This is a genomic window from Herbaspirillum sp. YR522 (assembly GCF_000282575.1).
Taxonomy (GTDB): domain Bacteria; phylum Pseudomonadota; class Gammaproteobacteria; order Burkholderiales; family Burkholderiaceae_D; genus Herbaspirillum.
In genome coordinates this window covers 13,651-35,940 of sequence record NZ_AKJA01000134.1, presented here as the reverse complement: position 1 = coordinate 35,940, position 22,290 = coordinate 13,651, and the positions used below count along the sequence as shown (strand labels likewise).

The window sequence follows — 22,290 nt, the reverse complement described above, 5'->3', positions numbered from 1 at the left end:
GTCGATCCTCGTCCATGCATCGGGTATAAAGTTGGCATTTTTACTACTGCGCGGAGATATCGTTTACCCGATGACATGGTCCGTGCGCACCACATCGTTTGAACGAAGGGCTAATGTATGGATTAATTTTTTATCTATCCATACTAGAATGCGATATGCAATGCATTAACCCATACATTGGCCGTGCCATCCGACCCGAGACAGTGCCATGATCGATAGCCAACACGCCCTCGGCTGGGCGCGCGGCTTTACCGCCAAGGGCGGCCCGCGCTACCTCCAGATCGTCGACATGATGGAGCAGGCCATTGCCGCCGAACGGTTGCGACCGGGCGACCGGTTGCCGCCGCAGCGCTTGCTGGCGCAGCACCTGGGGGTGGACCTGACCACGGTCACGCGCGCCTATACCGAGGCACGCCGGCGTCAGTTGCTGCAGGCGCGCGGTGCGGCGGGCACGTTTGTCGCCGCACCGCGGGTCGACCTGAGCCAGGTGGTCGACCTGTCGATGAACATTCCTCCACCGCCGGCGGGGATCGATCTCGACGACCTGCTGCGCCAAGGCGTGTCGCAGGTGCTGTTGCACAGCGACATCGACCTGCTGATGACCTACCACCTGGGCGGCGGCGGCCATGCCGACCGCGAGGCCGGGGCGATCTGGCTGCGCCCGATACTGGGTGCGGTCGAGCCCGGCCAGGTGGTGGTGTGCCCAGGGGCGCAATCGGCGCTGGCGGCGCTGATCCTGGCCCACACCGCGCCGGGCGAGGCTATCCTGGCCGAGCCGCTGGCCTATCCCGGGCTGCTATCGGCGGCCCGGCAACTGGGCCGGCGGCTGGTGGCGGTCGAGGTCGACCGCGACGGCATGCTGCCCGAGGCGCTTGCCGTGGCCGCAAGCCGCCAGCGGGCGCGCCTGGTCTACCTGAACCCGACCCTGAACAATCCCACTACCCACACCATGCCGCCGGCGCGCCGGGCGGCACTGGCCGAGGTACTGCTTCGGCTGGACCTGCGCCTGATCGAGGATGATCCGTACTGGCGCTTCAGCGCCCAGGCACCGCAGCCGATTGCCCACTATGCGCCGCAGCATGCGTTTTACGTGTCGACCCTGTCCAAGTGCCTGTTGCCGGGCCTGCGCACCGCTTACGTGGTGGTGCCGCAGGGCCGGCCACAGGACGCGCTGTTGAGCGCGTTGCGCTCGTTCGTGTTGATGTCGACACCGCTGATGACGGCACTGATGACGCAATGGATCCACGATGGCACCGCCGCGGTCCTGCAGGAAGGGATTCGCGCCGAGGCGTGGGCGCGCCAGGAGCTGGCACACCGCACGTTGGGCGATAGCAGCATGGCGCATGCCGGTGGCATCCATATCTGGAAGGCCTTGCCGGCGCACTGGCAGGCCGGGGAGTTCGTGCAGAAGGCGCGTGACCAGGGATTGGTGGTGGTGGCGCAGGACGCGTTCGCCAGCAGCGATACGCCGCTGGCCCCGGCGCATATTCGCATTTCGCTGGGGCGGGCCCGCAGTCGCTTCGAGCTGGTCAATGCGCTGCGCCGGCTGGCCGAGTTGACCAACCGCCGCAGTCAACGGCAAATCGTGATCTGATCGAACGAAGATACGCTCGGCAAAGGGCGGCAACGCGCCGACGTGCTGGCATTCATGCCAGGCCGGGTGGGCACCCGGTCAAGAGGGGTCTCAGGCAGCCAGCGGATGCGCCATGCAGCGCTTGGCCGCGGCCAGCAGTTCGGATTCGGCGTCTTCGGCGCTACGCGCCTGCAACGGCAGCGAACCCCGGCTGACTTCGGCGCGGTTCTTCAAGACCGCAAACGAACCTCGCCAACGACCGAACAGGTTGTCGGTCAGGTAGACGATGAGGTAACCATTGAATTCGATTTTTTTCATGATGTTCTCGCGGCAGGTCGCTGGGCGCCGGGCAATTCCCGTTGCGGCAATTGGATTATCAGGCCAAGCGCCGGCTCGCAATGTCATCCGGCATCGCAACATCCTGTAGGAAAAAACCCCGACTTCGATCAGCGCACCGCCAACAGGCCGTGACGGGCGTCGTTGACGATGATCGACGGCAGCGAATGGCTGTCGTTGGGCACGATCACGGTGTCGGTCTCGACATCGCCCGGTAGCGCCAGCAGGGCGATGTAGCGGCAATCGGCGCTGCAGGTCAGGCGCGCCACGGCGCTACCGCGGCTGGTCTCGATGACGTACTGGCCGTTTTCGACGCCGTAGTAGCGCACGCTGACCAGGGCGCCCCGGTGCTGCGTATCCTCATAGAAATACCGCCCTTGCTCGGCGCGCAGGTAATGCGGCCAGGGGGCGCTGCCGGGGGGCGCGATGTCGGCGATCTGGCGGTTCGACAGGCCCAGCTTGAGCGCGCCGGGGGCCGCGATGGGCGCCCCCGCAGCGCTGGGAGCGGGCAGGGCCGCCGGTGCCGACACCGGTAACCGGACGGCCGCTTCCAGGGACGTACCGGCGGGTGCCTGCAGTTCGGCCTGTCGACGTTCATACCAGCGCACCAGGCAGGCACGGTCGTGGCAATTCTGCTCGCGCCAGCGCCATTGGCGCTCCGATTCGGCGGTGAAGGCACGACGGTCGGCGGCCTGCTGGCGGGCGGCGCGATAGGCCTGGCCCAGGCGATCGTCCGCGGCTGACAGGAGCGCATCGCCGCAGATGGTTTTCTCGTTGGCCGAGCCGGCGCGGCGGCAGTCGAAGCTGGCCGCTGCCGCGCCGCACGGCAATGACGCCGCGGCAATGCCGGCCAGGGCGATGAATGTAATGAAGGCGGTGCGAAGAAGAAGTCGGTTCATGGCGCGCAGCAGGTGCGATAAGGAAACGGTGGAAGCCCGGGCGCAAGCATGGCATCGGCTTTTAGTCTTCAAAACGCCAAGTAGAGTGGTCTTTTTTGAAAAATCTTTGCAGCTGAAAAAGCATGTTGGCAAGCCTTTACAATGCCAGCGCGGCGACGCCGGCAACGCAGTAGAATCGCGCCAGTGCCAGGCGCGCACCAGAAACGACATGACAGGGATCGCAGTGCAGAGGCAGGATATCGGACCAATCGACGAGCAGCCGCCGTCGCACCCACAGCCGGTGCCGGAGTGCGCAGGCTTCCTGCTGACGCGCCATTGGCGCGACACGCCGGCCGGCGTCGAGATCGAGTTGTGGGTAGCCACCGACGACGGGCCGCGGCGGCTGTTGCTGGCGCCGCAGGAGGCGGTGGCATTCATCCGCACGCAGGACCTCGAGCGGGCACAGGCGCTGCTGGCCGGCGAGCCCGGTGTGGCATTGCGCGCACTGCCGGGCTTGAAGGACTTCGCACAGCACCCCGTGCTGGGTCTCTACAGTAACCAGTACCGCAAGTTGCTGAAGGCGGAAAAGCAATTGATGCAGTCCGGCATCACCGTCTTCGAAGCCGATATCCGGCCGCCCGAACGCTACCTGATGGAACGCTTCATCAACGCGCCGCTGCTGTTGTCGGGCCTGCCGGGCGCCGACGGCAGCCTGCATCAGGCCCGCGTCAGGGCGCATCCCGATTACCGGCCGCCGCTGCGGCTGGTGTCCCTCGATATCGAGACCAGCTGGCAGGGCGAGTTGTATTCGATTGCCCTGGAAGGCTGCGGCCAGCGCACCGTCTATGTCCTGGGCACGGCGCCGCAGCAGGGTGCCGCGCCCGACTTCGCCCTGCATTTCTGCGATAGCCGGGCCGAGCTGATCGCTTGCCTGAACCGTTGGATGGCGCGCCACGATCCGGATGCCATCATCGGCTGGAACCTGATCCAGTTCGATCTGCAGGTATTGCAGAAGCAGGCCGACAAGTACGGCGTGCCGTTGCAACTGGGGCGCGGCGGGCGCAAGCTGGAATGGCGGGAGCATGGCTTCAGGGCCAATCACATGCTGGTGACGGCGCCGGGCCGCCTGATGATCGATGGCATCGAGAGCCTGCGCTCGGCATTCTGGAGCTTTCCCTCGTTCAGCCTCGAAAACGTCGCCCAGACCCTGCTGGGCGAAGGCAAGGCGATCGCCACGCCGTACCAGCGCATGGACGAGATCGATCGCATGTTCGCCGAGGACCGGGTGGCCCTGGCACGCTACAACCTGAAGGATTGCGAACTGGTCACCCGCATCTTCGCCCACACCGGCATCCTGGCGTTCCTGCTGGAGCGTGCCGCCGTCACCGGCCTGGCGGTCGACCGCAGCGGCGGCTCGGTGGCCGCCTTCACCCACCTGTACCTGCCGCAGATGCATCGCAAGGGGTACGTAGCGCCCAACCTGGGCGATGCCGAGGCCATCGCCAGCCCGGGTGGATTCGTCATGGAGTCGCGTCCCGGGCTGTACGATTCGGTGCTGGTACTGGACTACAAGAGCCTCTATCCGGCCATCATCCGCAGCTTCCTGATCGACCCGGTAGGGCTGGTCGAAGGTACCCTGGTCGAACCCGAGGCCGATACCGTGCCGGGCTTCAACCAGGCCCGGTTCTCGCGCCGCAGCCACAGCCTGCCGGCCATCATCGCCCAGATCTGGCAGGGCCGCGACGACGCCAAGCGGCAGGGCAACCAGCCGTTGTCGCAGGCGCTGAAGATCATCATGAACTCGTTCTACGGGGTGCTCGGCTCGACCGCCTGCCGTTTCTTCGATTCGCGGCTGGCCTCGTCGATCACCCGGCGCGGCCACGAGATCATGCACCGTACCCGCGAGTTGATCGAGGCGCAGGGCTTCGAAGTGATCTACGGCGATACCGACTCCACCTTCGTCTGGCTCAAGCGCGCCCATGACGACCCATCCGCGCGCGCCATCGGCATCGAACTCACGCGCACCATCAACGCCTGGTGGCGCCAGCACCTGCAGGTGCAATACGGGCTCGACAGTGCGCTCGAGCTGCAGTTCGAAGTGCATTACCAGCGCTTCCTGATGCCCAGCGTGCGCGGCGCCGAGATCGGCAGCAAGAAGCGCTATGCAGGGTATGTGCGCGATGCACAGGGTGGCGACCGGGTGACCTACAAGGGGCTGGAGACGGTTCGTACCGATTGGACGCCGCTGGCCCAGCAGTTCCAGCAGGCGCTGTACCTGCGCATCTTCCGGGGCGAGCCCTACCGCGACTATATCGTCGGCTACGTGGCCGACCTGCTGGCCGGCCGGCTGGACGAGCAATTGATCTATCGCAAGCGGCTGCGGCGCCAACTCGATCATTACGAAAAGAACGTACCGCCGCATGTGCGCGCCGCGCGCCTGGCCGACCAGGTCAATCGCGACGACGGCCGGCCACTGCAATACCAGCAGGGCGGCTGGATCAACTACGTCATGACCACCGCCGGCCCCGAACCGCTCGAAAAGCGCAGCGCCGCCATCGACTACGGCCACTATCTGGAGCGCCAGCTGGCACCGGTGGCCGACGCCATCCTGATGTTCGTCGACGACAGTTTCGCCCGCATCACCTCGCCGCAGCAGGCGCTGTTCTGAATCCGGCCCGGTAGCGGACACGGGGCGCACGGACGAAAAAAAGCCGGGCTCCGAAGAGTCCGGCCGCGATGGCTGGAGGCGGGTATCGCGCCGGCTTCAATGCGCGTTGAAGTCCGAATCGTTCAGGCGCGGGCGCATGCGGCGCTCCGCCGGCCGGGGCGCGGCATATACCCGGCGCCAGATGAACAAGCCAAACGCCAGTGAACCCAGCACCACGTAGGCAGCGTAGAGCGCCAGCGCGGTTTCGGTGAAACGCATCAGGGTGTCAAGGACGTTCATTTGCTTACCTCTCGAGGAACAAGTTGATTCGATGGGTGCATCGTATGCCTGGCCCATGGCGTCGGCTATCAGGATATTTCCGATGCCGTGCGAGAGGATTTATTGGATTTCTGCCGAGAAACCACTGATTTCCGCCCGACGACGCTAAAAAGAACGAGATTCTGCGTGTGGCGGTGATAAATGGCTATCGAAGTTATTTGAATTTACGTGTTACTTATTGGCGCCTGTCAGCGCGTGGGGTTCGGGCGCCGATGCTGTGGTGCGCGGGCAACGGCGCATGCCGGCCGGCAATCGGGTCCATGGCAGTCGCGCCGGATCGAGCGCCAGCAGGCCGGGCGCGGCGCAGACCAGGACCGCCCGGGCCAGCGGCTCGAAGTCGGCCCGGAAATGCACCATGCTCTTGAGCACGATGATCTGCTGCTGCGCCGGCTCGATGCCGATGAAGCGCAGCAAGGCCAGGTCCAGCAACTGCACCGGCTTGGACACCACCACCACCTGCACGCCGCCGATGCGCAGGCAGGCGCTCGGTCCCAGCGTCAGGCGATAGCCACGAAACACGGAACCGGTGGCCTCGACCTCGCCCATGTGCAGTCTTTCCACCACGAAGCGGGCCTGCAAGGGGGTGTCGCCGGGCGCGCCCGAGCGCCCACCCAGGGCCAGGTCCAGCACCGCGCCCACGCCCGCGGCATGAGCCTGGCGCGCGGCCTGCGGGTCGACCAGCAGCCCCAGCACCGCCTGCGGCACATCGGCCGCCAGCAGCGCCTTGAGCACGCCGGTGGTATCGGCGCTACCGCCGGCGCCCGGGTTGTCCTGGGCATCGGCGATCACCACCGGGCCCGGACCGGCGTCGGCGCGGCGCAGGTGTCGCAGCGCCTGTGCCACGGCCTGGTCGGCGTCGAGGATGCTGCCGTCGAACCCGGCCTCGGCCGCCAGCACCGCGTCGAGCATCTCGCGCGCGGCGCGCTGGGCGGTCTCGTCGTCATGCGCATAAGCCCACAGGGCGGGCCCGCACTTGGCCACGTCGGCGGCCGGAAAGCCCATGGCAAAGGACAACTGCGCGGTGTGACGCGCTTCGATCCGTTGCAGCGTGCGGTACAAGTCGTCGGCGGGCGCCGCGCCGGTGCTCTGCCAGCACATCGGGATCAGGAAAGGTACCCGATGCCAGGCCATGTGGCCGCGGGCGGCACCGCCCAGGCGCCGCGCCAGCCATTGCCATACCGCCGCGCCGGTGGCGGCCATGTCGGTATGCGGATAGGTGCGATAGGCCAGCAGCAGGTCGGCGCTCTCGAGCATCTGCGTGGAGACATTGGCATGCAGGTCCAGGCTGGCCACCAGCGGTACCTGCGGCCCGATCGCGGCGCGCACCCGGCGCAGTAGCTCGCCGTCGGCGTCGTCGGCATGTTCGGCCGCCATGGCGCCATGCAGGTCGAGATAGACGGCGTCGACCGGCTGCCGGCGCAACCCGTCCAGCAGCAGCGCGGCCATGTTCTCGAACGCCTCCCGGGTCACCCGTCCGGCCGGCCCGGCGGCGCTCCAGGCCAACGGCAGCAGGCGCGCCAGGGCGCCGGCGCTGCGGGCGGCATCGACGAAGCCGGCGATCGGGATATTGCGCGGCGCCGCGCCTGGCGGCGGCAGCATCTGCGTCATCAGCGCCTCGCCCTGCAACAGGCCGGGCCAGGTGTCGGGCGCGAGGAAATCGGCCCAGCCGGCGGCGACCTGGCTAAAGGTGTTAGTCTCGTGCTGGAAGCCGCCGACGGCGATATGCATGATCTCGTCCTGTGATAGAGGTGTGGGTTTGGTCGATTCTGATCGACATTAAGTGAATAATGAACCGAATTCGAAGTTTGAATATCGAATATGCTAATTCGGAAATCGTATTTCTTCTAAACAGCACCACATCCTAAAATCGTGGCCTTTTCCTGCGCCAGCGTGTGCGCAGGAAGGTCTTTTGCGGAGCAATCGTAGTGAATCCAGTCCCCTCGGCAGGCGCACGCATCGGTATCGATGTCGGTGGCACCTTCACCGACTTCGTCCTGTACCATCCGCAACGCCAGCAATTTGCCTACCACAAGCAGCCCAGTACGCCCGCCGATCCGGCCCTGGCCGTGCGCGACGGGCTGGCCGCGCTGATCGCCAAGTGCGGCCTGGCACCGTCCGATGTGGCGGTGCTGATGCATGGCACCACCATCGGCTTGAATGCCATCATCCAGCGCCGCGGGGCGCGGGTGGCGCTGGTGACCAGCGAAGGTTTTCGCGATGTGCTGGAGATCGGTCGCGCGCGCATGCCGTCCTCTTTCGATTTCCATGCGACGCGCGAAGAGCCTTTCCTGTCACGTGAGAGAGTCATCGAGATCGGCGCCCGCTTCGACCGCAAGGGACAGGTCACACGCTGGCCGCACGCCGACGAGATCGCCGCCGTCGCCACGCAATTGGGCGCGCTGGGTGCCGACGCCGTGGTGCTGATGCTGATCAACGGTTACCTGCAACCGGAGCGCGAGGCCGAGCTGGCCCAGGCGCTGCAGGCGGCGCTGCCGGCTTCTTCCAGCGGCGTGGCGGTGCTGTCGGCGGCGCAGACCTGGCCCGAGATCCGCGAGTACGAGCGCACCGTGGTGGCCTCGCTCAATGCCTATATCCAACCGCTGATGCAACGTTATTTCGAGCGTCTCGAACAGCTGGCCGCCGAACTGGGCGTGAGCGCGCCGATCCTGGTGACGGCCTCCAATGGCGGTTCGCTGTCGCTGCGCGGCGCGCTGGCGCGTCCCATCGACACCGTCTTGTCGGGCCCGGCCTCGGGCGTGGTGGCGGCCGCAAGGCTGGCGGTCGAATCGGGCACGCCGGGCATCGTCACCTTCGACATGGGCGGCACCAGCAGCGACATCGCGGTGTCGCGCCATGGCCAGGCCGAGATGGTCACCCGCACCGAGATCGGCGGCTTGCCGCTGGTGCTGCCGGTGGTGGGCGTGTCGGCCATCGGCGCCGGCGGCGGTTCGCGCATCCGGGTCGATGCCCATGGCGTGCTCAAGGTCGGGCCCGAGAGCGCCGGCGCCGATCCCGGCCCGGCCTGCTATGGCCGCGGCGGCCTCGACGCCACCGTGACCGACTGCTACCTGGCCACCGGCGTGCTCGATCCCGACGCCTTCGTCGGCGGCAGCATGCAACTGTATCCGCAACATGCCTTGCAGGCCCTGGCGCAGGTGGCCCAGGCCCTGGGCCAGACGGACCAGGATGCGCCGGTACGGGCAGCCGCCGGCGCGCTGGCCATCGCCACCGCCCAGATGGCCTCCGAATTGCGCAAGAGCCTGGCCCAGCGCGGCCTGGATCCGGCCGAATTCGCCCTGGTGCCGTTTGGCGGGGCTGGTCCCACCCATGCCAACTGGCTGGCCGAGGAAGCCGGACTGAAGCACGTGCTGGTGCCGCAAAAACCGGGCACCTTCTGCGCGCTGGGCGCGGCCACCTCCGACCTGCGGCGCGACTTCGTGCGCAGCCTGCGGGTCGCCATCGATGATGCCAGCGCGGGCGAGGTCGGGCGCATCTGGGCGGCCCTGGGCAGCGAGGCCACGCAATGGCTGGCGCAGCAGGGCGTGCAAGAGGCCAGCGGCGCGCCGCAACTGCGCCATGCCCTCGACATGCGCTATGCCGGCCAGGCCTATGAATTGAACGTTGCCTTGCCCGAGACCTTGCCCACGCCGCTCGATGCGGCCGTGCTGCGCGAGGCGTTCCATCGGGAACACGAACGGCTGTATGGCTTTCGCGACCAGCAGGCGCCGGTCGAGGTATCGACCATCCGGTTGGCCATCGTCGGCCGCCTGGCCAAGGCCGCCAGCCCGCAGAGCCCGGCCGGCAGCGGCCGCCCGGTGCCGCGGGCGCGCCGCCAGGTGTACCTGCGCGGCGCCTGGCAGGACACCGGGGTGTTCGACCGTAGCGCCCTGGGCACCGGCGACCTGCTCGACGGCCCGGCCGTGATCGAGCAGGAAGACACCACCATCGTGCTGCTGCCCGGCTGGCAGGGGCACACCGACCAGCATGGCAACCTGCACCTGCGGCCTGCCTCGTCCCACGGAGAAGCGGCATGAAACTGGACCCGATCAGCATCGAGATCCTCGGCAACAAGCTGACTGCGATCGCCGAAGAGATGTGCCTGACCCTGCAACGCACCGGTCGCACCCTGTATGTCAAGGAGACCGCCGATTTCTGCTGCGCCCTGGTGGGCCTGGACGGCAAGTTCTTCGCCTATCCCCGGGCGCTGGGCGTGTCCGGCTTCGTCGGCCTGGATTGCAGCACCACCATCGCGGCGGTGGGCCCGCTGGAGCCGGGCGACGTGATCCTGACCAACGACCCGTATCGTTCGCGCGGACTGGCCACCCACCTGCCGGACCTGCAGGTGATCGAACCGTATTTCCATGAACGGCGCATCGTCGGCTATGGTTGGGGCTTCCTGCATGCCTCCGACGTCGGCGGCAAGGTCCCCAGCAGCATCTCGCCGACCAACCACGAGATCTTCCAGGAAGGGCTGCAGATACCGCCGTTGAAGATCATGCGGGCAGGGCGGTTGAATGAAGACGTCGCCTTGCTGTTTCGTGCCAACAGCCGCACCCCGGACGCCAACATGGGCGACCTCAAGGCGATGCTGGGAGCGCTGGCCACCGGCCGCGAGCGGGTCGCGCAAACGCTGGGCCAGCACGACGCCACCGCGTTTCTCGATGCCCAGTCCGACCTGGTCGAATACGCCGCCATGCGCGCCCGGGCAGTGCTCAGGCAAGTGCCGGCCGGGACCTACCGCTTCACCGATTACCTCGACGACGAAGCCGGCGCCGGCCTGCCGGTGCGCATCGCGCTGGCCGTCACGCTGGCCGATGGCAACATCACGCTCGACTTCACCGGCAGCGATCCGCAGGTGGCCGCGGCCATCAACATCCCCAGCCACGGCCTGCCGCATGCCTGGCTGACGCTGCGCATCCTGGCGCTGGTGGCGACCCTCGACAAGAGCGTGCCGATCAATGCCGGCCTGCTGGCGCCGGTCTCGGTGGTGGCGCCTGCCGGCAGCGTGGTCAATCCCTTGCCCGGCGCCGCCGTGGGGGTGCGCCATGCCGCCGCAGTGCGGGTCAACGACGTGCTCAATGGCGTGCTGGGCCAGGCCTTGCCCGAACTGATGCCGGCTGCCAGCGGCGGCACCATCATCCCGGTGGTGGTGGCCGAGCCCTCGCGCCACGGCCACGGACAGAACGTGCAGGTGGTCGAGCCGATGGTCGGCGGCACCGGTGCAAGGCGCGGTTTCGATGGCGCCGATGGGCGCGACAGCAGCATTTCCAACCTGTCCAACAACCCGGTCGAGACGGTCGAGGCCGAGACCGGGGTCGAGATCGTGCGCTATGGCCTGCGGCCGGATTCGGCCGGGGCCGGCCAGTGGCGCGGCGGCAGCGGCCAGGAAATCCGCTTCCGTATTCTGCAGGACGACAGCTCGGTACTGGCGCGCGGCATGGAGCGCCTGCGTTTCAGGCCCTGGGGTGCCCAGGGCGGCGGGCCGGGTGCGCCGGCGCGGCTGGTCTTGCAGCGTCCCGGCGAGAGCGCGCGCGAACTGGGCAAGATCGACCTGCTGCCGGTTGCGGCAGGCGACGAGATCCTGATCCAGACCCCGGGCGGCGGTGGCTGGGGCGACCCGTTCGCCCGACTGCCCGAGGCCGTGCTGGCCGACGTCAGGCGCGGCCTGCTCTCGGTCGATGCGGCCCGGCGCGACTATGGAGTGGCACTGCGTGCCGACCAGGGCGAACTCGGCCTGGACCAGGCCGCCACCGATGCGTTGCGCGCGCAACCCCGTGGCACACCGAGTCGCTTCGGTACCGAACGGGACGCCTGGGAGCGCGTGTTTCCGGCCGCGCTGCTGGACCGCTTCAATGACGCCCTGTTTGCCCAGCCACCGGCGGCGCGGGCACGCAAGCGCCGCCAGGCCTTCGGCGCGGTGCTGGGCGGACTGCCCGAGGGATTTCCCCGGGCGTTGGCCAGTGAGCCGGCGCTGGTGCAGGCGGCCGCCCATTTCGAACGTGAAGTCCAAGCCTGTAGCGTGCCGGCGATGCCGGCCGATGCCTAGAAGAACCCGACCGAATTGCGATCAAACAACATCTGGAGAACCGCGTGAAATCGATCCGACTTATTCCGACCCTGGTAGTTACGCTGCTGGCCGCAGCCGTCCTGGCCGCCTGCGGCGACAAGAAACCCGACGCCCCGCAAGCCAGTGCACCGGCAGCGGCACCGGCGGCCACCGACAAGGTGGTCATCGGCGTCTATGGCGGCGACTGGGAAAAGAACATCCGCGCCGCCGGCCTGGAACAATATGCCAAGGACCACCACATCCAGGTCGAGATCGTGCCCGGTGCCGATGCCGAATGGCTGGCCAAGCTGCGCGCGGCCAACGGCAACAACCCGGCCTATGACATCGTGGTGTTCCAGCCCGACTCGGTCCAGCGCGCCGCCGCTGCCGGCCTGCTGCAACCGCTGGATGCGACCAACATCCCCAACCTGGCCAAGCTGTATGGTTCGGTGCAGGACAAGTTCAGCCGCGACGGCAAGACCTACGCCGCCGCCTTCAGCCTGGGCCAGCTGGGCCTGGCCTATCGCACCGACCTGGTCAAGACACCGCCCAAGAGCTGGCTCGACCTGTGGAACCCCGAGTATCGCGGCCACGTGGCGATTTCGTCGCCCACCTATGCCGCCGGGCTGCAGTTCTTCGCCGGCCTGACCCATGCGCTGGGCGGTGAGCTCAAGAACGACGCCGATGTCGACAAGACCTTTGCCAAGCTGGCCGAGCTCAAGGGCCAGGCCGTGGCTTTCCCCGATAGCCCGGGGGCGATCCAGACCCTGCTCGAGCGTGGCGACGCCTGGGTGGTGCCGTACTGGGACGGTCGCGTGTTCGCCTTGCAGAAGAGCGGCTTGAAGGTCGGCTTTGCCTATCCCACCGACGGCCCGGTGGTCGGTGCGGCCAACTGGGTCATCGCCAAGGGCGCGCCCAACCTGGCCAATGCCTACAAGCTGGTCGACTTCCTCTCCAGCGACAAGGTGCAGAAGTCGTTCTCGGACGGCTCGCTGTATGGCATGACCAACCGGGACGTGCAGTACAACGACGACCTCAAGAGCAAGGTGCAGGTGGGCGAGGAAGCCTACAAGAAGCTGATCTGGATCGACTACGAGACCGCCACCCCCAAGGTCGCCGATTGGAGCACCCGTTGGGCGCAGGCACTGGGCAACGGCAAATGAGTGCCATCGACATCCATGGCGTGACCAGGCGCTTTGGCGCACTGCAGGCGCTGGATGGCGTGGACCTGGCGATCGCCCAGGGCGAGTTCTTCTCGCTGCTCGGTCCCAGCGGCTGCGGCAAGACCACGCTGCTCAACATCGTGGCTGGCTTCCTGGAACCCACCAGCGGCAGGGTAGTGATCGGCGGGCGTGACATCACGCGCCTGCCGCCGCACCAGCGTGACATCGGCATGGTGTTCCAGAGCTATGCGCTGTTTCCGCACCTGAACGTGTTCGACAACGTCGCCTACGGCTTGCGGGTACGGCGCCAGAAGGGCAGCGAGATCGCCGCCCGGGTCGACGAGATGCTGGCCCTGGTGCGGCTGTCCGAACTGGCCCAGCGCATGCCGCACCAGTTGTCGGGCGGCCAGCAGCAGCGGGTCGCGATAGCCCGGGCGCTGGCCATCCGGCCCCAGGTACTGCTGCTCGACGAGCCCCTGTCCAACCTGGATGCCAAGCTGCGGCGCGACATGCAGGCCGAGTTGCGCCGCCTGCAGCGCGACGTCGGCATCACCACCGTGATGGTCACGCACGACCAGCAGGAAGCGCTGGGCCTGTCGGACCGCATCGGCATCCTGGGCGGTGGACACCTGCAACAGGTGGGCACGCCGCTGCAACTGTACCGTGAGCCGGCCAACCGGTTCGTGGGCGAATTCGTCGGCCAGGCCAACCTGATCGCGGCCCGTCCCGAAGCCCCAGGCGTGTTCGCCGCGACTGGCCATTTCAGCGCCGAGGGCGTGCCGTTGCGGCTGGCCAGCGATGCCGTGGGCCACCCGGCGCCGCTGTTCCTGTTGCGTCCCGAGCGCATCGCACTGGCCCAGGCCGATGGCACCGCGCACGGCCCCAACAGCGTCGAGGGGGTGGTGCGCGAAGCCAGCTATGCCGGCGCCGAGCTGCACCTGACGGTCGGCCTGGATGGAGGCGGCACACTGTCGGTGGCCGCCACCGAGGGCTTGTTCGCCACGCTGCCGCAGCCTGGCGTGCGGGTGCGCCTGGCATGGCAGCCACGCGACCTGGCCGTGCTGCCGGACCAGGGAGCACAGGCATGAGCCGCGGCGCGGCCAGCGGCACCCCATTCGCCTGGTTGCTGCTGAGCCCGGGCATGCTGTTCCTGGCGGCGTTCCTGGTGGTGCCGGGCGTGTTGCTGGTGATGCTGAGCCTGCGCGACGTCGACGGCATGCTGATGATGTTGCCCAGCTACGGGGTATCGCAGTATCTGAAGGTGTTTTCCAGCGCCAATTACCTCGATGCGCTGCTGACCACGCTGTGGGTGGCGGGCCTGACGGCGATCCTGTGCGTGCTGCTGGCCTGGCCGGCGGCCTGGCTGCTGGTCAATACCCGCAGCCGCACCTGGCGCACGGTCCTGTACGTGATCCTGATCTCGCCGCTGCTCACCAGCGTGGTGATCCGTACCTTCGCCTGGATCGTGCTGCTGGCCCAGAACGGCCTGATCAACGACATCCTGCGCAAGCTGGGCATCATCGATTCGCCGCTGGCGCTGCTGTGGAACATGAAGGCAGTGATCGTGGCCTATGTGCAGGTGATGCTGCCGTTCGCGGTGCTGCCGCTGGCCACCTCGCTGGGCGAGATCCCGGCCGCGCTGCCGCGTGCCTCGCACAGCCTGGGGGCCGGCGCCCGTCATACCTTCCTGCATGTGATCCTGCCCCTGACCATTCCGGGCATGATGAGCGGCGCCATCATCGTCTTCGCGCTGGCCGCCGGCAGCTACGTCACGCCGCTGCTGATCGGTGGACGACTGCAGCCGCTGCTACCGATCAACATCTACCAGCAGGCGCTGCAGATTGCCAACCTGGCGCTGGCAGCGGCCTTGTCGCTGACCTTGCTGGTGGTGACCGCCGTGGTGGCCGCGGCCATGAGCGCGGTGCAAAAGAAATGGGAGCGTCGTGTCTATGGCCACTGATCGTGAATTGATGCCGCTGGACGCCGGTGGCCCCTGGCGCTGGATGGGGGCTGCCGCCGGGGCGCTGGTGTACCTGTTCCTGCTGTTGCCGGTGCTGGTGATCTTCCTGTCGGCGTTCAGCCCCGAGGCCTACCCGCAGTTTCCGCCCAAGTCGTTCTCGTTGCGCTGGTTCCAGGCCTTCGTCGACAACGGTGCCTGGCTGCGGGCCTTGCAGGTCAGTGCCTGGCTGTTGCTGGTGGTCACGCCGCTGACCACCATCCTCGGCACCACAGCGGCCTATGCGCTGGCGCGCCTGGAGTTTCGCGGGCGCGACCTGGTGCAGGCCTTCGTGCTGTCGCCGCTGATCATCCCGCAGGTGGTGCTGGGCATCGCCTTGCTGTATGTCCTGACCGGCGCCGGGCTGGCCGGCTCGATGCTCGGCCTGGCCATCGGCCACACCCTGGTGGCGTTGCCCTATGCAGTGCGTACCGTGAGCGTGAGCCTGGCCAGCATGGACCGCCGGCTCGAGACCGCATCGCAGAACCTGGGCGCCACCCCGGCCTATACCTTCACCCATGTGACCCTGCCGCTGATTCGCCCCGGCATCGTCGCCGGTGCCGTGTTCGCTGCGGTGACCTCGTTCGGCGAGGTGTCGGTCAGCCTGTTCCTGAGCGCACCGGGCACGGTGACCATGCCGGTGCGCATCTTCACCTACATCGACCAGACCTTCGACCCGGTGGTCAATGCCGTCTCGGCGCTGTTCATCGTGCTGGCGGTGGTGGCGCTGGTGCTGATCGAACGCACCATTGGGCTGACCAAGGCGATGTAGTCGAACAGCCAGCATCACCACTGCGATGCGGCGCCCCTGGAGCGCAACGGATGCACGAGAGATCAGGCAGTGGCGAACACCGGTGCACTCGGGGGTGCCGCTATCGCCTCTGGCTGATCCGCCCAGCGCGCCTTGATCGCCACGATCTCCGGTAGCCGGGCCACGAACAGCGGCACCAGCTCCGGGTCGAAATGCGACCCGGCCTCGCGTTGTAGCAACTGCACCGCCTGCTCGACCGTCCAGGCGGTCTTGTAGGGGCGCACGCTGGTGAGCGCATCGAAGACGTCGGCGATGGCGACGATGCGGGCGGCCAGGTGGATCCCGGTGCCGGCCAGCCCCAGCGGATAACCGCTGCCATCCCATTTCTCGTGGTGCTGCATGGCGATCACGCCGGCCAGGTGCAGCAGCCCGCTGTCGTGCTGGCCAATGATCTGGGCCCCGATCTCGGTATGGCGACGCATGATGTCCCATTCGTCGGCGTCGAGCTTGCCGGGCTTTTGCAACACCGCATCGGGAATGCCGATCTTGCCCACGTCGTGCATCGGTGCGGCATTGAGCAGCTCGTCGGCATCGGCCTCGCTGTAGCCGGCCGCCAGCGCCAGTACCCTTGTGTAATGGCTCATGCGCACCACGTGCATGCCGGTCTCGTTGTCCTTGTATTCGGCCGCCATGCCCAGGCATTGCACGATCTGCAGCCGGCTCTGGCGCAAGCTGTCCGATTGCACCAGCGACAGGTGGTTGCGCACCCGCGCCTTGACGATCACGGGGCTGAAGGGCTTGGTGATGTAGTCGACGGCGCCGATCTCGAAACCGCGTTGCTCATCGGCCGTGTCGCTCAGCGCCGTGATGAAGATCACCGGCAACGACGCCGTGGCCGGCTTGCTCTTGAGCTGGCGGCAGACGTCGAAGCCCGACATGCCCGGCATCATCACGTCCAGCAGCACCAGGTCGATCCTTTCCTGGGCGGCCAGCTCCAGCGCCTTGGCGCCGTCGCGGGCGAACAACAGCCGGTAGTTGTCCTGCAGCGTGTGCCTCAGCACTTGCAGGTTGGTCGGTTCATCGTCCACCAGCAGCAGCGTGGGACGGCTTTCGCGATACGATTTCATGCCTGTTCCTTGCCTTCTTCCAGATCCGCCACGAGCTGCGCCAGCAGGGCGCGGGCGCGTTCGAATTCAAACATGTCGATACTGGCTTGCAGTGCGTGGCCGACATCGGTGCGGCCACCGCCGTCGAGCCAGCCCAGCAGTTCCACGAAGCTGGCCTCGTCGAGCTCGCTGCGCGCGAAGTGCGCATCGAGCACCTTGATCAAGCGCTCGGCGTCGCCGCGCTGTTGCGGGCTGGCCTGCGCCGCCGCCGGGGTCTCGGCCGGATCGTGCTCGACCAGCGCCAGCGCTGCCTGCACCAAGGTCAATTCAAACCGCAACTGGGCCAGGCCCATCAGCAGATCCCCATCGCGCCGCTTGGCGGCCGACTCCAGTCGCGCGCTCAGCTGCGCCACCTTGGTCAGGGCCAGGTTGCCGGCCGCGCCACGGATGCCGTGCAGGCTGCGCGCAGCCAGGCTCCAGTCCAGCAGCGCCAGGTCGCTGCCGGTGGCCGGCAACGGGTGACGTTGCTGCAGGTCGGCCAGGAACGCGGCGATGGCGCCGGCCATGCGCCGCTTGCTGCCCCATAGCGACACCCCAGCTTGCCAATCGATCTCGGCATCCTGCGTGGCCGGTGCCACCTCGAGGGTGGTGGCGGGCTTTTCGATGCCCAGCACGCGGCGGATCTCGGCGCGCAGGCGTGGCAGGTCCAGCGGCTTGCTGGCAAAACCGTCCATGCCGGCCGCGCGCGCGGCACGCCGGTCCGATTCCATGACACTGGCGGTCAGGGCGATGATGGGAACCGGGCGGCGACCCGACTCGCGCTCCACGCCACGGATGCGACGGGCCGCGCTGAGGCCATCGACCCGCGGCATATGCACATCCATCAATACCAGGTCGTAGTGCGTGCCGTCGGACCATTTGGCGACTACCTCTTCGCCGTCGCTGGCGCACACCACCTGATGGCCGGCATCCTTGAGCAGGTGCGACAGCAATTCGAGGTTCTGCGGCACATCGTCGGCGATCAGCACCCGCATCGACGGCAAGCCGCTGCCCGACACCGAGCTGTTGTCGGCCAGCGGCTTGCTGCCGGCCTCCAGCGGGATCGAGACCATGAACAGGCTGCCCGCGCCGGGGGTGCTCTCGACCCGGATCCCGCCGCCCATCAACTCCACCAGCTGGCGCGCGATGGTGGTGCCCAGGCCGGTGCCGCCGAAGCGGCGGCTGATGCTGGCATCGGCTTGGGAGAACGGATCGAAGATGCGCTGCAACTGTTCCTGGTTCATGCCGATGCCGGTATCGGCCACGTCCAGCCGGACCGCGCCGCTGTCGACGAAGATCGACAGGCGGACCTGGCCGCTGGCGGTGAACTTGATCGCGTTGCCCAGCAGGTTGGTCAGCACCTGCTGGATGCGCAGCGGATCACCCTTGAAATACTGCACCGTGCCAGGGCGGTAATCCAGGAACAGTTCCAGGTTCTTGTTCTCGGCGCTCAGGCGCAGCGACGAGATGACCTGCTGCGCCAGCTCGCGCAGTGAAAAGTCGATCTGTTCCAGCGCCACCGCGCCTTTTTCGAGCTTGGTCGAGTCCAGCACGTCGTTGAGCAGGCCCAGCAGCGAGCGCGCCGACTGGTGCACGATGGCCAGGTGGCTGCGCTGCTGGGGTGCCAGTTCGCTCTTGAGCAGCAATTCGGTAAAGCCGATGATGGCGTTCATCGGGGTACGGATCTCGTGGCTCATGTTGGCCAGGAAGGCGGTCTTGGCCTCGGCTGCCTGTTCGGCCTTGTGCGCGGTCTCGCGCAGCGACGCCTCGAGCGCCCGGCGCTCGCTGATGTCGGTGACGAAGCCGACGAACAGTTGCGAGCCCGGCAGGTCGACCCGGCCCACCGCCAGGCGCACCGGCACCAGCCGTCCGCTGCGGTGCAGGCCGTTGACCTCGCGCCCCTGGCCGATCACCTTGGGCAGGCCGGTACTGAGGAAATTGCGCAGGTAGTCGTCATGCGATGAGGTGTCGGGCTCGGGCATGAGCATCTTGATGTTGCGCCCCACCACCTCCTGCGCGGTCCAGCCGAACAGGCGTTCGGCCGAGCGGTTCATTTCCTGCACGATGCCGCGGCCGTTGATGGTGATGATGCCGTCGACGGCGGTCTCGACGATGGCGCGGATGCGCGATTCGCTCTCGCGCACCTGGCGGAAGGTCTGGCGGTAGCGCACCAGGCCGTTGGCGGCGGTCACCAGCACCGTGATGGTGATGGTAAACATCGACAGCGCCAGCGAAGCAAAGGTGCTGTCGATGAAGAACGACCCCTGGCGCACGCTGGCCTGGCCGATGAAGCGCGCCGCCGCCATGCCGGTGTAGTGCATGCCCGAGATGGCCAGGCCCATGATGAAGCCGGCCACCACCAGGCGCGTCAGCTTGTGCATGCGGATGCCGCGCAACTTGAAGCGCACCCCGAGCGAAATCGTCGCCAGCACCACCGCCACCACGATCGACAGGGCAAACAGGGTGGGGTCGTAGCGCAACATGGCGGTGGTACGCATGGCCGCCATGCCGCTGTAGTGCATGGCGCCCACGCCGGCACCGACCAGCACGCCGCCGGCCAGCAGCTGGAGGTTGCCGACCTTGAGCTTGGAGAGCATGTTGAGGGCGATCCACGAGGCCGCCAGCGCCGGCATGAACGACAGCGCCGTCAGGCCCAGGCTGTAGTCGACCGGGGTGCACAGCTCGAACGACAGCATGCCGATGAAGTGCATGGTCCAGATACCGCCGCCCAGCGCCAGTGCGCCGGTGGCGATGGCCACATGGCGATGCCAGCGCAGGCTGGTCTGGCGCGCCACCGAGGCGGTCTGCAGCGCCATGGTGGCCGAGAAGATGGCCACCAGCAGCGACAGCACCACCAGGCCGATGTTATATGTGCCCGGCAGCTGGCTGCCGCCGATGGCGGTATCGATGAAAAAACCTGACATGGGCGTTCCCTGGACGAAGACGTGGCCGATCACCCCCCGGTGATTGCTGGCGCCGTCATTTTCCCTGAATTACGGTGCGCGTGGGGCAAGGTGTTTTTCAGCTGATGCGATTGTGCCCCAGCTTTTAAAGCACGGCTGTGGAATCGGGAATTGACTGATGTCAGAGAGGCAATGTTATGGGAGGTGACGCCGGGCATGTCTGGTTCGCCTTGCGCGAACATCGGCAACTGCGCCACACCCGCCGGGCAGGCGAGTGTGGGTAGGACGCAACCCGGCGGCCGCCGGTTCAGGGAGTTTCCGGCCTAGAAGCGGTGCTGCATGCCCAGCGTCACCCCGACCTGGCTGTCGGCAAAGCCGACGTCGTCGCGCGACAGGCCCACCAGCTGGTTGTTCTTGGCCTTGGCATAGCCGCCGCTGGCATACAGGTCGGTACGCTTGGACAGCGCATACTTCAAGCGCAGCGAGTACAGGATCGGATCGGCGTCGACCGCCAGGTTCTTCTGGTTCTGGTAGTAGACGGCGCCGATCAGGCTCAGTGCCGGCGTGAACCTGTAGGTCGCGCCGCCCCAGTAGAAGTCGCTGCGCAATGGCGTCGCGCCCGAGGCCTGGGTGCGCTTGTAGTAGCGATAGCCGCCACTGAGCTTGAGCGATTCCATGACCTGGTAGGCGGCGGCCAGGTGCGCCGTGGTGCTCTTGTCGAAGGCGCCGCCGGCCACCGCCGCCGTGCCGTTGACGCGATCATAGGTGGCGGCCACCGAGAACGGGCCGTTGTCGTAGCCCAGGCCGACGCCGTACTTGGCGCTATCCCTGGTGCTGCCGGCGACTTCACCGAAGCCGAACATCGCACCGATCTTCACGCCGCCGAACGTGCCCTGGTACTTGACCAGGTTGGACACGCCGGTGGGCATGCCGTCCTTGCGGGCGCCGGTGGCACCGGCCGAGGTCACCCACGAATACTGCGCCGAGTAACCCATGGGGTCGAACGGCAGGATGAAGTCATAGGTGGTGCTGAACGAACGTCCCGCCACGATGCGGCCGAGGCTGCCTTCCAGGCCGACCGTGGATTGGCGGTTGAACAGCTGGTTGGCATCGCCGTCGAGGCCGCCGGTATCGAGCTTGAACCCGTTTTCGAGCTGGAAGATGGCCTTGAGGCCACCGCCCAGGTCCTCGCTGCCGCGAAAACCGATGCGCGAGGTATTCATGGCGCCCGAACTGACGCGCGTGAGACTGCCGCCGCTGGCGCTGGCGTGGTTGACGTACTCGATGCCGGTGTCGATCAGGCCGTACACGGTCACGCTGCCCTGGGCGGCTGCCAGGCCGCTGGTGGCCGCCAGTGCGGCGACGGCCAAGTGTTTCTTCTGCATTGCTGGTCTCCTGGGTGAAAATTGTTGTTATGGTTCAGAACGCCCACAAGGCCTGTTCGGGCAATGTGAGCCAGTATTCGCCCGGCGCCAGTTTGTGCGGCGCGTAGGCACGCAAGCCCACCGTGGTGCTGTCGGCACTGTTGGACTTGAACAGGCACTCCCAGCGGTCGCCCAGGTACATGCAGGTCGACAGCGGCAGGCGGATGGCGTTATCGCCCTGGTGATCGGCGATGCGCACCTGCTCGAGGCGGATGATGCCGATCGCCTCGCCGCCGGTATTGGTGCCGCGCGCGGTGGCCTGCACGGTGCCGCCTTCGACCTGCAGCGTCACGCGCTGGCCGTCGCGCTGCAGGACCTTGGCCGGCAGCCGGTTGTTGCTGCCCATGAATTCGGCCGTAAACAGCGTGTCCGGGGTCTGGTACATGCTCTGTGGCGTGCCTTGCTGTTCGATGCGGCCGTTGTTGAGCAGCAGGATGCGGTCCGAGATGGCCATCGCCTCGCCCTGGTCGTGGGTCACCATCAGGGCCGACAGGCCCAGTCGCACGATCAGTTCGCGCAGGAAGGCGCGAGCCTCCTCGCGCAGCTTGGCGTCGAGGTTCGACAGCGGTTCGTCCAGCAGGATGACCTGCGGGTTGTAGACCAGCGCGCGGGCGATCGCCACGCGCTGCTGCTGGCCGCCCGACAACTGGTGCGGAAAGCGCTCGCCCAGATGGCCCAGCCCCAGTTGCTTGAGTACTTCGTTGACCCGGCCGGCGATCTCGCTGCCGCCCAGCTTGCGCAGCTTCAGGCCATACGCCACATTGTCGAACACGGTCTTGTGCGGCCACAGCGCATAGGACTGGAACACCAGCCCCAGATTGCGCTCCTCGGCCGGAATCTCGAGCTTCTTCTGGCCATCGTAGACGCGCCGGTCGGCGATATCGATGCTGCCGGCCTTGGGCGACTCCAGGCCGGCTACCGCCCGCAGCAGGGTGGTCTTGCCGCTGCCCGAGGGGCCCAGCAGGGCCACCACTTCGCCGCGTTGCAATTGCATCGACACACCCTTGAGGATGGGATTGGCCGAGGCGCCGCTGCCGTAGTCGAGATGAAGATCGTTGACGTTCAGTTCTGACATGATGATTCCTTGGT

16 protein-coding genes are annotated in these 22,290 nt (G+C 67.1%); 8 read left to right on the top strand and 8 right to left on the bottom strand.

The features are described 5' to 3' along the window. The first annotated feature begins 208 nt into the window (after positions 1–208). Entirely contained in the window at positions 209–1,594 is a 1,386-nt protein-coding gene (locus PMI40_RS19195) for a PLP-dependent aminotransferase family protein (protein ID WP_008118784.1), read from the top strand. A gap of 90 nt (positions 1,595–1,684) precedes the next feature. On the opposite strand, the gene PMI40_RS19190 is transcribed toward PMI40_RS19195, so the two are convergent. Both PMI40_RS19190 and PMI40_RS19185 read right to left on the bottom strand, forming a co-directional pair. Next, positions 1,685–1,891, bottom strand: coding sequence for a hypothetical protein (locus PMI40_RS19190; protein WP_008118782.1), 207 nt, complete (start codon positions 1,889–1,891; stop codon positions 1,685–1,687). A gap of 128 nt (positions 1,892–2,019) precedes the next feature. Beyond that, positions 2,020–2,808: a lysozyme inhibitor LprI family protein gene (locus PMI40_RS19185; RefSeq protein WP_008118780.1), complete on the bottom strand. Its 789-nt coding sequence runs from the start codon at positions 2,806–2,808 to the stop codon at positions 2,020–2,022. Between the two features lie 208 nt (positions 2,809–3,016). Here PMI40_RS19185 and PMI40_RS19180 point away from each other — a divergent pair, with 208 nt between their 5' ends. Then, on the top strand, positions 3,017–5,455 hold the full coding sequence (locus tag PMI40_RS19180; protein ID WP_008118778.1) for a DNA polymerase II: 2,439 nt from the start codon (positions 3,017–3,019) through the stop codon (positions 5,453–5,455). A gap of 96 nt (positions 5,456–5,551) precedes the next feature. Here the strand turns inward: PMI40_RS19180 and PMI40_RS19175 are convergent, their stop codons facing one another. Both PMI40_RS19175 and PMI40_RS19170 read right to left on the bottom strand, forming a co-directional pair. After that, on the bottom strand, positions 5,552–5,734 hold the full coding sequence (locus PMI40_RS19175; protein WP_008118776.1) for a hypothetical protein: 183 nt from the start codon (positions 5,732–5,734) through the stop codon (positions 5,552–5,554). Positions 5,735–5,944: 210 nt separating this feature from the next. Next, the gene (locus PMI40_RS19170) at positions 5,945–7,501 is read right to left on the bottom strand and encodes a M81 family metallopeptidase (RefSeq protein WP_008118775.1); all 1,557 of its coding nucleotides are present in this window, start codon (positions 7,499–7,501) and stop codon (positions 5,945–5,947) included. A gap of 197 nt (positions 7,502–7,698) precedes the next feature. Here PMI40_RS19170 and PMI40_RS19165 point away from each other — a divergent pair, with 197 nt between their 5' ends. From PMI40_RS19165 to PMI40_RS19140, 6 genes are read left to right on the top strand one after another with little or no spacing between them, the layout of a single operon-like run. Next, on the top strand, positions 7,699–9,807 hold the full coding sequence (locus PMI40_RS19165; protein WP_008118773.1) for a hydantoinase/oxoprolinase family protein: 2,109 nt from the start codon (positions 7,699–7,701) through the stop codon (positions 9,805–9,807). Next, the gene (locus PMI40_RS19160) at positions 9,804–11,819 is read left to right on the top strand and encodes a hydantoinase B/oxoprolinase family protein (protein WP_008118771.1); all 2,016 of its coding nucleotides are present in this window, start codon (positions 9,804–9,806) and stop codon (positions 11,817–11,819) included. The genes PMI40_RS19165 and PMI40_RS19160 overlap by 4 nt, the downstream gene beginning before the upstream one ends. 44 nt (positions 11,820–11,863) lie before the next feature. Next, entirely contained in the window at positions 11,864–12,982 is a 1,119-nt protein-coding gene (locus PMI40_RS19155) for an ABC transporter substrate-binding protein (protein ID WP_008118769.1), read from the top strand. Beyond that, complete coding sequence (locus tag PMI40_RS19150) at positions 12,979–14,070, top strand: ABC transporter ATP-binding protein (RefSeq protein ID WP_008118767.1); 1,092 nt, start codon at positions 12,979–12,981, stop codon at positions 14,068–14,070. Before PMI40_RS19155 ends, PMI40_RS19150 begins: the two co-directional genes overlap by 4 nt. Then, a complete protein-coding gene (locus PMI40_RS19145; RefSeq protein ID WP_008118764.1) occupies positions 14,067–14,942 on the top strand; it encodes an ABC transporter permease in 876 nt (291 codons plus the stop codon). The genes PMI40_RS19150 and PMI40_RS19145 overlap by 4 nt, the downstream gene beginning before the upstream one ends. Continuing rightward, positions 14,932–15,750 (top strand): ABC transporter permease, encoded by an 819-nt coding sequence (locus PMI40_RS19140; protein WP_008118763.1) that lies wholly within the window; start codon positions 14,932–14,934, stop codon positions 15,748–15,750. The genes PMI40_RS19145 and PMI40_RS19140 overlap by 11 nt, the downstream gene beginning before the upstream one ends. Before the next feature lie 62 nt (positions 15,751–15,812). Here PMI40_RS19140 and PMI40_RS19135 read toward each other — a convergent pair whose 3' ends face one another. From PMI40_RS19135 to PMI40_RS19120, 4 genes are all read right to left on the bottom strand, one after another. Further along, entirely contained in the window at positions 15,813–16,856 is a 1,044-nt protein-coding gene (locus PMI40_RS19135) for a two-component system response regulator (RefSeq protein ID WP_008118760.1), read from the bottom strand. Continuing rightward, entirely contained in the window at positions 16,853–19,798 is a 2,946-nt protein-coding gene (locus PMI40_RS23450) for an MHYT domain-containing protein (RefSeq protein ID WP_008118758.1), read from the bottom strand. Before PMI40_RS23450 ends, PMI40_RS19135 begins: the two co-directional genes overlap by 4 nt. Before the next feature lie 302 nt (positions 19,799–20,100). Then, positions 20,101–21,162, bottom strand: a complete 1,062-nt coding sequence (locus PMI40_RS19125) for a porin (protein WP_008118756.1) — start codon at positions 21,160–21,162, stop codon at positions 20,101–20,103. 34 nt (positions 21,163–21,196) lie between these two features. Next, entirely contained in the window at positions 21,197–22,276 is a 1,080-nt protein-coding gene (locus tag PMI40_RS19120) for an ABC transporter ATP-binding protein (RefSeq protein WP_008118752.1), read from the bottom strand. Between the last annotated feature and the right edge of the window lie 14 nt (positions 22,277–22,290).